Source organism: Kitasatospora sp. NPDC043949, from assembly GCF_056435365.1.
In genome coordinates this window covers 36,295-49,678 of record NZ_JBWKEQ010000017.1, presented here as the reverse complement: position 1 = coordinate 49,678, position 13,384 = coordinate 36,295, and the positions used below count along the sequence as shown (strand labels likewise).

The window sequence follows — 13,384 nt, the reverse complement described above, 5'->3', positions numbered from 1 at the left end:
AGTGCCCTACGATCGACCGAATGAGCACAGCAGGACGGACTACGGCCACGGACGGGGCGCCGCAGCCCGCCACCCTCGCTCCACTGTCAGGGCCTGGACAACAGCCGTGGAACCGGCAACGGCTCCGGAGCAACAACGAGTGGCTCCTGCTGGAGCGGCTGCGCCGGCACGGCCCGCTCTCCCGGGCCCAACTCGCCCGCGACACCGGGCTGTCCAAGCCGACCGTCTCCACCGCGCTGGCCACCCTCGAACTCGCCGGACTCGCCCGCGAGGCCGGCCGGTTCGCCCCCGAGCGCGGCCGCACCGCCGTCCTGTACGAGACCGACCCGGCCGCCGGGCACGTCCTCGGGCTCGACATCGGCCGGGCCCGGCTGCGGGTCGCCGTCGCCGACCTGTCCGGATGCGTCGTCGCCCGCCGCGACCTGCCCAACCGCGGCCGCTCGGCCAACGCCGTCGCCGACGCCGTCGTCGCGGCCGCCCGCGAGGCCATCGCCGAGGCGGGCCTACCCGGCACCGCCGTCGCCCACACCGTGGCCGGCACGCCCGGGGTCTGGGACGAGCGCAGACGCAGTGTCAGACTCGCCGCCAGCCTGCCCGGCTGGGGCCGCCCCGGCCTGTTCGACCGAATAGCCGACGGCCTGGGCACCACCGTCGCCGTCGCCAACGACGCCAACCTCGCCGCCGTCGGCGAGTACACCTACGGCGCGGGCGCGGGCAGCCGGGTCTTCGTCTACCTGCTGGTCGGCACCGGACTCGGCCTGGGTGTGGTCAAGGACGGCGAACTGCTGACGGGGGCGCACGGCGCGGCCGGCGAACTCGGGCTGCTGCGCCTGCCGGGCTGCACCTCCACCACCAACACCAACACCGGCACCGGCACCGGCACCGGCACCACCCTGGAGGAGACCGTCTCCGCCGACGCCGTGGTGCGCACCGCCCTCGACCTAGGGATGCGGCGGCCGCTCACCGCCGAGAAGGTGTTCACCCGGGCCCGGCTCGGCGAGCCCGCCGCGGTCGAGGCCGTCCGGCAGGAAGTGGACCGCCTGGGCTACGTCCTCGCCGTCGTCGCCGCGCTGCTCGACCCGGACGTGATCGTCCTCGGCGGCGGCATCGGGCGCAGCGCCGACCTGCTGCTGCGCCCGCTGGAGCAGGCCCTGTACGAACGCTCCCCGCTGCGGCCCCGGCTGGAGCCGAGCCGGCTCGGCCAGGACGCCGTCCTGCTGGGCGCCGTCGCCACCGCCCTGGAGGCGGCCCGCCCCGAGGTCTTCGAGCGGCGCACGGCCCCCGTCCCGGGCTGACGGCCCCCGGCCCGTCAGGTGCGGGCGGACAGGGCGGCGTCCAGCAGTACGCGGGCGGCTGCCTTGGCATCGGCGGCGGCGCTCGGGTCGCCGTGCACGGCGGCGGTGGTCATGGCCCCCTCGGCGAGCAGCGCCAGCTGGGCGGCGGTGGCGGGCGGGGCGCCGGCGGCCTCGGCCAGGCAGACGAGGTAGGCGTTGAACTCCTCCTTGTGCTGCCGGGCGGTCGCCGCGACCGCCGGTGAGACGGCGCCCAGCTCGCCGAAGGAGTTGACGAACGCGCAGCCCCGGAAGCCGGGTTCGGCGAACCAGCGACCGAGCCAGTCGAAGACGGCGAGCAGCTGGTCGCGCGGCGGCGTGGCGGCGCCGGCCACGTAGGCGGCGAGGTTCGCCCGCCAGCGCCCGTCCCGGCGCCGTAGGTACGCCTCGACCAGGTCGTCCTTGGACGGGAACTGCTGGTAGAGCCGGCGCATCGTCAGGCCGGAGGCCGCCCGGACGGCGTCCATGCCGACCGCCTGGATGCCCTGCCCGTAGAACAGCTCCTCGGCCGCGTCGAGGATCAGGCCCCGCGGGTCGTGCTGGTCCATCTGCCGTGCCCTTTGCGTGAGAACGATGGTTCTCCTAGGGTAGCCGCTACGGCGAGAACGACCGTTCTCGCCGTCGGCTCCGCCGCACCCGAGGAGACCCCGTGACCGAACAGCGCCCTCCCCTGCCCCCGTTCACCCCGGAGACCGCCCGACGGAAGGTCCGCGCCGCCGAGGACGCCTGGAACACCCGCGACCCCCACCGCGTCGCCCTCGCCTACACGCCCGACAGCCGGTGGCGCAACCGCACCGAGTTCCTCACCGGACGCGAGCAGATCGCCGACTTCCTCACCCGCAAGTGGCACCGCGAACTCGACTACCGCCTCGTCAAGGAGCTGTGGGCGCACGACGGCGACCGCATCGCCGTCCGCTTCGCCTACGAGTGGCACGACGACTCCGGCCAGTGGTACCGCTCCTACGGCAACGAGAACTGGGAGTTCGACCGCGACGGCCTGATGGCACACCGCCACGCCGCCATCAACGACCTGTCGATCACCGCCGCCGAACGTCTCTTCCACTGGCCGCTCGGCCGGCGCCCCGACGACCACCCCGGCCTCACCGCCCTCGGACTCTGACCCGGCATCAGGCTCCGCTCCCGGCAGGGCGGCCGGGTCGGCTGTTGTTCCACGACCGTGACACGGCTCGCACCGGCCGCTGAACTCCCCCTGGGATGCTCCTCCTCGAACGCGAACAGCACCCGAGGGGGACCTGGAAATGTCCGTGCGCAACAGATTCGGCACCACCGCCGCGCTCGCCGTGATGACCACCGTCGGCGCCGTCCTGCTCTCCGCCTGCGGCCCCGACAACGCCGGCTCGGACCCGACCGCCGCCCCCGGCAGCGCGGCGCCCGGCGCCACCGCTCCGGGGACCCCGGCCCCGGGCGGCTCCACCCACCCGAGCACCCCCACGCCGAGCACCCCCACGCCGGGTACCCCCACGCCGGGTGCCAAGGAGGTCAACGGCACCAGCGCCGCCAACCACCTGACCATCAGCACCGGCACCCGGGCCGTCGCGATGAACGGCACCACCGTCGACTTCGGCACCGTCGTCCGCGACCTCGCCTGGTCCCCCGACGGCAGGAGGGCGGCCTTCATCGACGGGAACGGCGACCTCGTCGTCGCCGACCCCGACGGCGGCGCGAAGGTCACCCTCGCCACGGCCCCCGGCGGCGAGACCTGGTCCCACCCCACCTGGCAGCACGCCGCGCAGGGCCCCAGCGACCTCCCCGAATCCGCCGAACGCTTCGACACCATCGTCTTCGCCGCCGCCAAGGGCGGCGTCCTGCGCCTGGAGAAGATCCCCACCAAGGCCGTCGGCGGCACCCCCGAGGTGCTCACCCCGCACACCTCCCTGGACGGCAACGCGAACATGCCGCAGCCGCCGCAGACCGGCAACACCTGGGCCGACGCCGGCGGCCGGCACGGCGAGATCGTCTACGCCAACACCCCCGCCGACGAGGTCTACCTCTACGACGACTACATCCGCCCCGCCACCCGCGACCTGGGCCAGGGCTCCCAGCCGGCCCTCTCCCCCGACGGCGAACACGTCGTCTTCGTCCGCTCCGTCGACGGGCACGACCACCTGTTCACCCGCTCCAGCCGGATCGACCAGAAGGACGAGAAGGACCTCACCCCCGCCGCCGCCACCGACTACACCGAACCCGCGTGGTCCCCCGACGGCCGGACCGTCGCGGCCCGCACCCCCGACGGCGTCAGCACCCTCCCCGCCGACGGCTCCGCCGCCCCGGCCCAGGTCTCCACCGTCAAGGGCCTCCCCGCCTACCGGCCGTGAGCCCCCGGGATCGGGCAGCGTGATCGACGGACGTGGCCCGTTGAACCCGGGCGGCCCGATCATCCGTCCTTCACAAGGGGCTTGAGAAATCGCCCGCACGGGTTCGGGCCGGCGCACCGCGGGCGTCAGGCCTACGCAAGGGATGCGTATGGATCGAGACAAAATGGCACTGATCGGCTGACCGGAATGCCATATTTTGTCCCGCCCATCACAGAACTCGCAAGGAGAGCACGTGCGTTCGACGAAGAAGCTGTCGGCCCTGGCCGCAGGAATGAGTGCCGTGGCCGTCCTCGGCCTGGCGGGGCCCGCGATGGCCGACGGCTCGTACGACCCGGCCCAGGAGAACTGCAACGCCGCCAACGCGGTGACTCCCGGCTCGACCAGCCTGGTGTGGTGCATCCAGGCGGCGCAGCACACCTCGGAGGTCAAGAACCGGGCCCGCGGCGAGTTCGTCCAGGACACGCTCGACATGCTGATCAAGGCGACCGGCGGCAGCTACAACATCATGGTCTTCAACATCAAGGGCGACAACGCCTTCGGAGACCCCTGGTACGTCCACAACTACGAACAGAGCTTCCAGAACGTCGCCTTCACGTACGACGTCGACTACCACGACAAGACCTCGCGCGAGGACCAGACCTACCGGATCTGGGTCTTCTCCGGCGGCGGCAGCTTCGCCAACGGCTTCGACGGCGGCTGGGGCAACTGGGGGTTCTACGGCCTCTTCAACCGGACCACCCGCGAGCACACCTGGACGTACCCGAGGGGCACGGGCAGCGCCGGCCAGCGCTACAACCACACCGACGGCGTCGTGAACTTCTCCCCGATGGCGTTCCCCGGCGTGCCGAGGGACCCGGGCACTCCCGCGCCGGGCGGGCTGCCGGCCACCCAGATCGTCCCCGCGATGCCACAGGACCCCGGCACGCCGTACGACCCCGGGGTGCCCGCCACGCCGGCCAGGCCTCCGCACACCGGCAAGCCCGGTGAGCCGGCCGAGCCCGGCACCAAGCCCGGCACCGGCACCCCCACCGGCTCCGGCCGGCCCGCGCTCAACACACCCGTGCACCTGCGGACCGTCAACAACCTCGGCGCCGTTGCCACCGGCTCCGGCGAGGGCGCCTCGGTGATCGCCGGGAAGCCGGGCGACGCGGGCGGCACCTGGACGTTCCGCGACGCGGGCGGCGGCCGCTACCGGATCACCAACGCACTCGGGCGGGACCTCACCGAGAACACCGGCACCTACTTCGCCAACACCAAGGGGTGGAAGGGCTCTTCGGAGCAGAAGTGGGAGGTGAAGAACGTCTCGGGCGACCGGTACGTGATCCGGATCAGCGACCAGGACTGCCTGACCTACCACGAGGACGACAAGGAGCTCGGGGTGTGGACCTGCGACGGCTCCGCCGAGCAGCAGTGGACCATCACCCGCTAGCCATGGCGCCGTCCCGCCCGCCGCACGGGCGGCGGGCGGGACGGCGGGTGCCTTCGGCCGGGCAGGGCCCAGCGGAACAGGCCCAGTGGACGGTCCCAGCGGACGGGCCCCACGGAACAGGCCTGGCGGAAAGGCCTAGCGGAACAGCCGGTCGCCGCTGTTGGCCATGCGGTGGGTGCCGCTGTGGCGGTTCACCCAGTCACGGACGAGGTTGATGGCATTGGCGCACTGCCAGCTGTTGTCGTACTCGCGCACGCCGGTGAAGGCGCCGTAGCCCGCGATGATGCCGTCCACACCCGCATCGCCGAGCAGCTTGTCGACGTACCACGGGTCGTTGTAGGTGGTCGTCCAGGACAGCGTGGCCGCGAGCCGCCCGGCGGCGCGGTCCCCGGCCCCCTTCTTCAGCTCCGCACACGTGTTGTAGGTGGCCTCCGTGCAGTTGCCGAAGCCCTTGGTGATGTCGGAGTCGCCGTAGTCCATCGCCCGGTGACCGGCCGGGAATCCGGAACCGGACCGGTTGAAGGCGCCCTGGACCTGGTCGCGGGTGCCGGTGGACGTGATGCCCTCCAGCGGGCCGAGCCTGCCTTCCAGGCTCTGCCAACCCCTGCCGCCGACGTCCGGGGTGTTGCCGCCGTGGTACTCGAAGAAGCCGTAGAGGACCTGGATCCCGGCTGCCGTCAGCCGCTGCGCCTTGTCGCGCAGTCCGGCGACGCTGCACGTGCGGTTGGGCTGCTCCCCGCAGTAGTTCGGGTCCTTGATGTCCAGCCAGACCAGCGACAGCCGGCGTCCGGCGTTGGCGTTGGAGAGGATGCGGTCGATCATGCTGTCGAAGCTGGGGCCCAGTCGGTTCTCACCGGCCGAGGAACAGTCGTGGTAGGCACGCCATTCGTTCGGGTTCCACCAGGCGCAGACGTCGATCTCGATGGCGTTGGCGCCGTGGCCGAGCGCGGCGTCCACCCCGTCCAGGGTGTCGACCCGGTGCGCGATGGCGTAGATCGCGTGACGCGAATCGGCCGCCGCCGCAGGGGTCGTACCGAGCGCGGTGAGGCCGACGATCCCGCACAGTGCCGCCAGCAGCGCCAGCACCTTCCGCGCGCCGGTGCCGTGCCTGAGGTGAGTGGTCAAGAAACGTACTCCTCGATGTCGGTGCCCTGAAGCCGTCGCCGATGGACGGCCGCCCCCGATCCAGGACTGGTCATGTCCGCCTCAGTCTGACACTGGTTCGTGGCCGGTACGGGGCGAACCGCGCAAATCCTCCGCTAAAGTCCGTCGCGCGAGGCCAACTCGGCCCGGAGCGCGGGCACATGCTCGTCGGCGGACTCGTGCGGCAGGAACTCGACCGGGTCCAGGAAGCGGAACAGCACCCGGCTCCCGGTGACGGCGAACTCGTAGTCGCCGAACCCGACCACCGCCCCCGTGCCGCCCCGCACCGCCCCGCGGACGGCGGCCGCCGTCAGCTCGTCCACGCCGCCGGGCGCCGTCGCCCGGCGCCGGGCGTTCGGCCGGGCCAGGTACGGGCACACCATCGCCGCGTAGAGCATGCAGGCCCGGTGGCCGGGCCCCTCCATCGTCGGCGCGAGGTTGCGGTACGGCCGCCCCTCGGCGAGCGCGGCCGCGATCGCCGCGCTCTCCGCCGCTCCGACCACGCGCCACACGGGGCCCCGGGCCATGAACCCCCCGCACACCGAACAGAGGCGCTCCAGCGCGCAGTTCGCGCTGCGCTCGTGGTCGGTCAACGCGAACTGCGGCTCGCCGCCCCGCCACGGCGTGATCGCCGGCACCGGATAGCCCCGGACGTCCCGGGGCCGCTCCCCCACCCGCTCCGGCATCGGCACCGCATCGAATCGCACGCCCCCATCCTCGCCGCCCCCCACGCCGCTGTCGACCTCCGACGCGGCAGCCGCCCCGCGCGGCGGGCGCGGGGCGGCCGGTGGTCCGGGGGCGACTCCTGGTGGATCGTCCGAACGGCGGGCCAGGACCTAGTTCCAGATGCCGGTGATGTCACCGGCGTTGGCCGCGTTGCCCGCGTGGGTGGTGGCGCCGGCGAGGTCCTCCAGGGTCCGCAGCACGTTGTAGTGGTTGTAGGTCGCGGCGGAGGTGCTGCCGGGTGTGACGTGGGCGCCGTAGAAGACGGTCGGGATGCGGTTGCCCGCGAGCCGGTTGTCCTCGTCGAAGGTGACCACGAGCAGGCTGTTGTGGCTCTTGGCCCAGGTGGCGTAGGCGCCGAGGTTGTTCTTGATCCAGGTGTCGCCGGTGCCGACCGAGCAGTCGTGCATGTCGCTGCAGAGGTTCGGCACGACGAAGGAGACGTTCGGCAGGGTGGTGTAGTCGGTCGGGAACTGGGCGAAGGTCCTGGCCGAGTTCAGCGGGACGTTGCCGAAGCCGAACCAGGGGTTGTGCTTCTGCGCGTACTTGCCGCTGCTGCACGCGGTGCTGCCCTGCGCGGGCAGGGTCTCGTTGTAACTGGCCCAGGTCCTGCCGGCGGCGGTGACCTCGGAGGCCAGGTTGGGGCCCTGGAGGGCGCCGACGGAGACGCAGCTGTCGTCGGTGACGCCCTGGGTGGAGCCGGAGAACAGGGCGTAGTAGTTCGGCTGGCTGGGGTGGGTGATGCCGAACGACTGGGTGAGGTTGGCGCCGCCGGTGGCCAGGGAGTTGAGGTAGGGGGCGCTGCTGCTGCCGACGACCTGGTTGTAGGCGTGGTTCTCCATCACCACGACGACGATGTGGTCGGGCGCGGGCAGGGCGGCGGCCTGCGCGGTGGAGGCGGTGGCGGCCCAGAGGCCGGCGGAGGCCGCGACCAGGGCTGCCACCGAGCCGAGGGCGGTGGCGGTGCGACGGGAGCCGGGCTTGGTGGACGAAGTCATGACAATTCCTCGGGTAGGGAGCGGCCCGGGCGCGGACGCTCGATCAGGCCCGCGCGACGAACCGTTCTAGTACGGCGTGCCGTTGGCGAAGTCGCGGGCGACGGTGGACTCGACGGTGGTCAGCACGCCGGGGTCGGTGGTGATCAGGCCCAGCTCGCGGTTGTTGTTCAGCGAGTTGTCGGAGAAGTTCTCCGAACCGGCGAACACCTTGGCCGAGGGCGTGCCGTAGTCGGCGACGATCGCCTTGGCGTGGATGTACAGGCCCGTGGTCGAGGAGTAGGTGACCACCTGGCCGCCGGCCGTGACCACCTGGTCGAAGTAGCTGCTGTAGGACGAGGGGTTCATGCCCACCACCCGCACGGTGACGCCCCGGCCGGCGGCCGCGGCGACCGCGTCCACCAGGGCCTGGTCGCCGAACTCCAGCTGCTCCAGGTCCAGCGTGTGCTGCGCGCCGTTGATCAGGTCCAGCAGGCGGGCCTGCGAGTCGGTGGGCGACCAGACCAGGTTGTCGCCGTCGGAGGGGGTGATCGAGGTCTGGGCGTAGTCGGCGGCGAAGACCTGCTCGATCGCGGCGACGTCGTTGGCGTCGGTGTCGACGACGCCGTAGTCGCGGCTGCTGGAGTAGTAGGTGGAGTCCAGGTTCCCGGTCAGGATCAGGGACTTGGCGCCGTCCACGGTGACGGTCTTCTGGTGGGTGTAGACGAACGTGGAGGAGGAGTACGTCACCCCGACGCCGGCGGCCCGCAGGGCCGAGTAGGCGGCGCCGTTGACCGAGGTGTGCCGGCCGTCGAGGATCACCCGGACGGTGAGGCCGGCCCGCTGGCGGCCGATCAGGGCGTTGACGGCAGTGGTGTCGCGCAGCTCGTACATGGTCACGTCGACCGAGCGGGTGGCCGAGTTGATGAGGTCGTAGACGACGCCGTGGTCCCGGTCCGGGAACACGATCGGCGTGTACGTGGCGGCGGTGGCGGCGGTGGCGGCCTGGGCGGTGCCGGACAGCGGTATCAGGCCGGCGGCGGCGAGCAGCAGCGCGCCGGCCCGGCGCGCGGAGGTGGCCAGGGGCATGCGGAACTCCACGATCGATGAGGGGGAAGGCCTGGGCGAAGGTGCGGGAGCACGCGCGAGGCGCCCGAACAGCATCGGGTGGATCGGTCGACGCGGGTAGACGACAGCAGGTAAAACCTTGACCCCGGGTCGGGAAACGGATGGTGCGGCCGATCGGGTTCACTTTGCCAGCCGCAGGCCCCTCCGGTGATAGTGGATCTTCGAGGACGTGGCCGGACGCCGCGTCAGCCGAGTGAGAGAACAGAGGATCATGGCGAAGATCAGCCTTCTGCGTCCGCTCGCGGTGGCGGCCGCGGGTGTCGTCCTGCTGGCGACCGGAGCCGCGCACGCCGTGGCCGCCGACCAGGGCACCACCGGCGCGCCCACCCCGGACACGGCCGCGGTGCGCGCCGCCCTCCAGGCGACCACCGACGCGGGCGCCCCGGGCGCCTTCGCGGTGATCCGCGACCACGGCGACGCCGAGTCCACCCGGTCGCTGGCCGTCGGCAAGGCCGATCTGGACGGCACCCCGATGAACTCCTCGTGGAGGTTCCGGGTCGGCAGCAACAGCAAGATGTTCAACGCCGTTCTCGTGATGCAGCTGGCGGAGCAGGGCCTGATCGACCTCGACAAGCCGCTGCGCGACTACCTGCCGGCCGGCACCCTGCCGGACACCTGGACCATGACGGGCCGCCAGGTCATGGAGCACCGCGCCGGGATCTACGACCACACCAACGACCTGCTGGAGCAGGCCGGCGAGGAGACCACCAGCGCCTTCGAGGCGCGCATCCGCACCAACGTGTACGCGCCGCGCGACCTGGTGGCGATGTCCGTCAAGCACGGCCAGCAGTACACGCCCGGGAGCCGGTACTCCTACTCCAACACCGACTTCGTCCTGATGGGCCTCGCGGTCGAGCACCTCACCGGCCGCCCCTACGAGGACGTCCTGCGCGAGCGGATCATCGAGCCGCTGGGCCTGAGCAAGACCTCCTTCGTCGTGCCCGACCAGGAGATCCAGGGCGCGCACGTCACCGGTTACCTCACCAACGACGACCGCACCAAGCCGCTGCTGGACTCCACCGCGCAGACCGGCTCCTGGGTGTGGACGGCCGGCGCGGTCATCTCCGACGCCGCGGACCTCGACCACTTCCTCACCGCGCTGATGGCGGGCAGCTCCGGCGGGCTGGTCTCGGACGACTCGCTGAAGCAGATGACGGCCGCCCTGGCCACCCCCACCGCCAAGATCAGCTACGGCCTCGGGCTGCGCCGCATCTCGCTGTCCTGCGGTGACGTGTACGGCCACGGCGGCATCGTCCAGGGCTTCCAGACCCAGTCGTTCGCCACCCCGGACGGCAAGCGCTCCGTCGTCGTGTTCGCCAACGCCTCCAACAACGGCTCCGTGACGCAGGGCCTGATGAACGCGCTGGAGCCGGCCTTCTGCGGCAAGAAGCCGACCGTCGCGCCGCGGACCTCGTTCGCCCCGAGCGCCTTCGCCGAGAACCACACGCTGCCGGTGGTCGAGGACACCCGGATCTGACCGTCCCGCACAGTCCGCCGCTCACGCGCCCGCACGGCCCACCCGCCGTGCGGGCGTGCGCGTTTCGCCCGCCACCGGGCTTCCCGCCTCACCCCGTCCGGCGCCGCCCCTGCCGGGGGCCGTCCGCGCTGAGGTCGGTGAGCGCCTCGGTGAGGAGTTCGCGGGCCTCCTCGGCGCGGCCCTGCTCGATCAGGGCGGTGCCGAGCTCGGTGAGGGTCTTGGTCATGCTGTCCGGCCGGCCGATCTCCTCGTAGTGGGTCAGGGCCTGCCGGTAGGCCTTCTCGGCGGCCGGCCAGCGCCCCAGCGCGGCTCGGTCCAGGCCGAGTTCGTGTGCCGTCATGGCCGCCGCCAGGTGCATCAGCGGCGAGGACCAGCGCTCCACCAGCTCCAACGCGCCGGCCAGCGCGCGCCGGCGGGACTCCACCGCCTCCTCGGCCCGGCCCGAGTCGCGCAGGCAGTTGGCCGCGCCGCGCAGCGTGACCAGCCGGCCGATCCAGCCGGAGCGGCTGTTGACGGCGGCGAAGGTGTCCGCGGCCCGGTGGTAGGCGTCGATGGCCTCCCGGTGCCGGTGCAGGTGCCGAAGGCCCGCCGCGAGGTAGGTCAGCGCCCAGCCCTCCTGCTCGCGGGCGCCGATCCGGCGGGCCAGTTCCAGCCCCTCGTTGGCCAGGTCGATGCCGCGCTGGTAGCGGTGCAGGCAGGTGACGTACGTCCACGCCAGGTAGTTGACGTGGACGGCCTCGGCCAGCTGGTCGCCGCAGGCGCGGGCCGCGTCGACCGACAGTTGGAAGACCTCGGCCCAGATGTCCCAGCTCAGCAGCCGGTCGGAGAACCAGTGCATGGCCTCGGCGGTGTCGATCACCTCCCGGTGCCGGCCGGCGGCGAAGGCCTGGTGGAGGGCGGCCAGCCACTCCGGGTGCTCCTCCTCCAGCCAGCGCGCCGCCTCGGTGAGCGGCACCGGGGGGCCGGTCCGGTCCGCGTCGGCGTCGGGATCGGTCTCGGGGTCCGCCGTCGCGTGGTCCGGGTCGAACCGAAGGCCGTACTCGGCGGCCCGGTTCAGCAGCCAGTCACCGGCCCTGGCCCGGGCCCGCGCCACCGCCTCGGGGCCCTCGTCGGCGCCGAGCCGCTCGCCCGCGTAGAGCCGGACCAGGTCGTGCAGCCGATAGCGCTCCGGGGTGGCGAGTTGCACCAGCCCGGCGTCGATCAGCTGCTCCAGGACGAGTTCGGTCCGGCCGACCGGCAGGCCCGCGTAGGCGGCGGCGACGGCGGCGGTGAAGTCGTGCCCGGCGGTCAGTGCCGAGCGGCGCAGCACCAGCTGGGATTCGGCCGGCAGCCGCCGGTAGGACAGCGCGAAGGCCGGACGGACGGCCAGGTCTCCGGTCTCCAGCAGGTCCAACCGGTGCTCCTCGGCGGCCAGTTGGCGCACCAGATGACTGACCGGCTGCTGCGGGCGGGCCACCAGCCGCTGCCCGGCGATGCGCAGCGCGAGCGGCAGGTAGCCGCAGAGCCGGGCCAGTTCGGCGGTGGCGTCGGGCGCCGCGTCGATCCGCTCGCGGCCGGCGATCCGGGCCAGCAGGTCGGCGGCCTCGCCCGGGGCCAGGGCGTCCAGCCGCAGGCGGAGCACCGACTCCAGCCCGGGCAGGGTGTTGCGGCTGGTCACCAGGGTCACGGCGGGCCCGGAGCCGGGCAGCAGCGGGCGCACCTGGCTCTCGTCGGCGGCGTTGTCCAGGACCAGGACGAGCCGGCGCTCGCGCACCAGGGCCCGGTAGAGGCCGGCCCGCTCCTCCGTCCCGGCGGGCACCGCGTTGTCGGCGACGCCCAGGGCGCGCAGCACCTGGCCGAGCGCGTCGCGGGCGGAGAGCGGGGTGGCGGCCATGCCGCCGAGGTCGAGCGAGAGCTGCCCGTCGGGGAAGGAGGGGGCCAGGGTGTGGGCGGCGTGCAGGGCGAAGGCGGTCTTGCCCAGGCCGGGCTGACCGCTGATCAGCACCACCCGGGGGTGGGCGGGTCGGTCGTCCTCGGCCAGCTCGGCCAGCAGGGCGAGGGCGTTCTCGCGGGCGGTGAAGTCGGCGATGTCGCGGGGCAGCGCGAGGGCGCCCGGCACGAGCGGGACGGGGGGCACGGCGTCCCCGGTCTCGGCCGGTCCGGCGGGGGCCGGGGCGGGAGCGGCCGGCCCGCGGGTGGGGGCGGCGGCCGGCACCGGCCTGGTCCCCCGGGGGCGGCCGCACTGAGCGGCGCGGTCCAGCGCGGCGGTTTGCGGGGCGTCCAGGCCCAGCGTCTCGGCCAGGGCCCGGACGGTGCGCCGCTGCGGCCCGCGGGTGCGGCCTCGCTCCATGTCACCGACGGCGCGCAGACTGACGCCGGCCGCCGCGGCGAGCTCCTCCTGGGTCAGGCCCGCCGCCACCCGGTGCCCGGCCAGCAGGCGGCCGAAGTCGCCGGCCCCCTCGGACTCCGTTCCCGCTCCCGTGCCGCTCACAGCCGTCATGTCCCGCCCCTGCTAGCGCCGTTACTTCTGCCAGGCGTTGTGCCTGATCGACCGTCCCAGGCAGAAGTATGCCCGGGCAGAAGTATGCCTCGCACCCAGCCCTTTCCCAGCATCGAGCGCCCAGCTCAGGCGCCGGGCACCCCGGTGCGGGCCGCGGCGTCCCACCTGCTGGTGGGACGGCCGCGCGTGCTGGTTCTGCCCATAGTTCCGCCTGTGGTTGTGCCGATCGGACGGGACGAGCAGGGCGAGCGGGACGAGCGGGACGGGCAGGGCTGCTGCTGCGGCGGGGGGGGGGGGGGGGGGGGGGGGGGGGGCCCCCCCCCCCCCGGGCCCGGCGCCCCCCGCCTCTGTGTGGAGGCCCTTC

General features: G+C 73.2%; 11 protein-coding genes. 5 read left to right on the top strand and 6 right to left on the bottom strand.

Annotated elements, in window-relative coordinates:
- Positions 1-20: 20 nt before the first annotated feature.
- Positions 21-1,295 (top strand): ROK family transcriptional regulator, encoded by a 1,275-nt coding sequence (locus AC07AL_RS16355; protein WP_478317685.1) that lies wholly within the window; start codon positions 21-23, stop codon positions 1,293-1,295.
- Positions 1,296-1,309: 14 nt separating this feature from the next.
- Here the strand turns inward: AC07AL_RS16355 and AC07AL_RS16350 are convergent, their stop codons facing one another.
- Positions 1,310-1,879, bottom strand: a complete 570-nt coding sequence (locus AC07AL_RS16350; RefSeq protein WP_363586491.1) for a TetR/AcrR family transcriptional regulator — start codon at positions 1,877-1,879, stop codon at positions 1,310-1,312.
- A gap of 101 nt (positions 1,880-1,980) precedes the next feature.
- Here AC07AL_RS16350 and AC07AL_RS16345 point away from each other — a divergent pair, with 101 nt between their 5' ends.
- From AC07AL_RS16345 to AC07AL_RS16335, 3 genes are all read left to right on the top strand, one after another.
- Complete coding sequence (locus tag AC07AL_RS16345; RefSeq protein ID WP_363586492.1) at positions 1,981-2,451, top strand: nuclear transport factor 2 family protein; 471 nt, start codon at positions 1,981-1,983, stop codon at positions 2,449-2,451.
- Positions 2,452-2,596: 145 nt separating this feature from the next.
- Positions 2,597-3,667 carry a TolB family protein gene (locus AC07AL_RS16340; protein WP_478317684.1) on the top strand — a complete coding sequence of 357 codons (1,071 nt, stop codon included), beginning with the start codon at positions 2,597-2,599 and terminating at the stop codon, positions 3,665-3,667.
- Between the two features lie 232 nt (positions 3,668-3,899).
- On the top strand, positions 3,900-5,096 hold the full coding sequence (locus AC07AL_RS16335; protein WP_363586494.1) for an RICIN domain-containing protein: 1,197 nt from the start codon (positions 3,900-3,902) through the stop codon (positions 5,094-5,096).
- A gap of 135 nt (positions 5,097-5,231) precedes the next feature.
- Here AC07AL_RS16335 and AC07AL_RS16330 read toward each other — a convergent pair whose 3' ends face one another.
- The 4 genes from AC07AL_RS16330 to AC07AL_RS16315 all read right to left on the bottom strand — a co-directional run bounded on the left by AC07AL_RS16330 (position 5,232) and on the right by AC07AL_RS16315 (position 9,025).
- Positions 5,232-6,221, bottom strand: coding sequence for a PI-PLC domain-containing protein (locus AC07AL_RS16330; protein WP_363589482.1), 990 nt, complete (start codon positions 6,219-6,221; stop codon positions 5,232-5,234).
- Between the two features lie 134 nt (positions 6,222-6,355).
- On the bottom strand, positions 6,356-6,946 hold the full coding sequence (locus tag AC07AL_RS16325; protein ID WP_363589480.1) for a hypothetical protein: 591 nt from the start codon (positions 6,944-6,946) through the stop codon (positions 6,356-6,358).
- Between the two features lie 129 nt (positions 6,947-7,075).
- A complete protein-coding gene (locus AC07AL_RS16320) occupies positions 7,076-7,960 on the bottom strand; it encodes an alkaline phosphatase family protein (RefSeq protein ID WP_363589478.1) in 885 nt (294 codons plus the stop codon).
- Positions 7,961-8,026: 66 nt separating this feature from the next.
- Positions 8,027-9,025, bottom strand: a complete 999-nt coding sequence (locus AC07AL_RS16315; protein ID WP_478317683.1) for a phospholipase D-like domain-containing protein — start codon at positions 9,023-9,025, stop codon at positions 8,027-8,029.
- Positions 9,026-9,275: 250 nt separating this feature from the next.
- Between AC07AL_RS16315 and AC07AL_RS16310 the strand changes: the two genes are divergently transcribed.
- Positions 9,276-10,541 carry a serine hydrolase domain-containing protein gene (locus tag AC07AL_RS16310; RefSeq protein WP_363589474.1) on the top strand — a complete coding sequence of 422 codons (1,266 nt, stop codon included), beginning with the start codon at positions 9,276-9,278 and terminating at the stop codon, positions 10,539-10,541.
- 88 nt (positions 10,542-10,629) lie between these two features.
- Here AC07AL_RS16310 and AC07AL_RS16305 read toward each other — a convergent pair whose 3' ends face one another.
- Positions 10,630-13,020: an ATP-binding protein gene (locus AC07AL_RS16305; protein WP_363589473.1), complete on the bottom strand. Its 2,391-nt coding sequence runs from the start codon at positions 13,018-13,020 to the stop codon at positions 10,630-10,632.
- Positions 13,021-13,384: the final 364 nt, after the last annotated feature.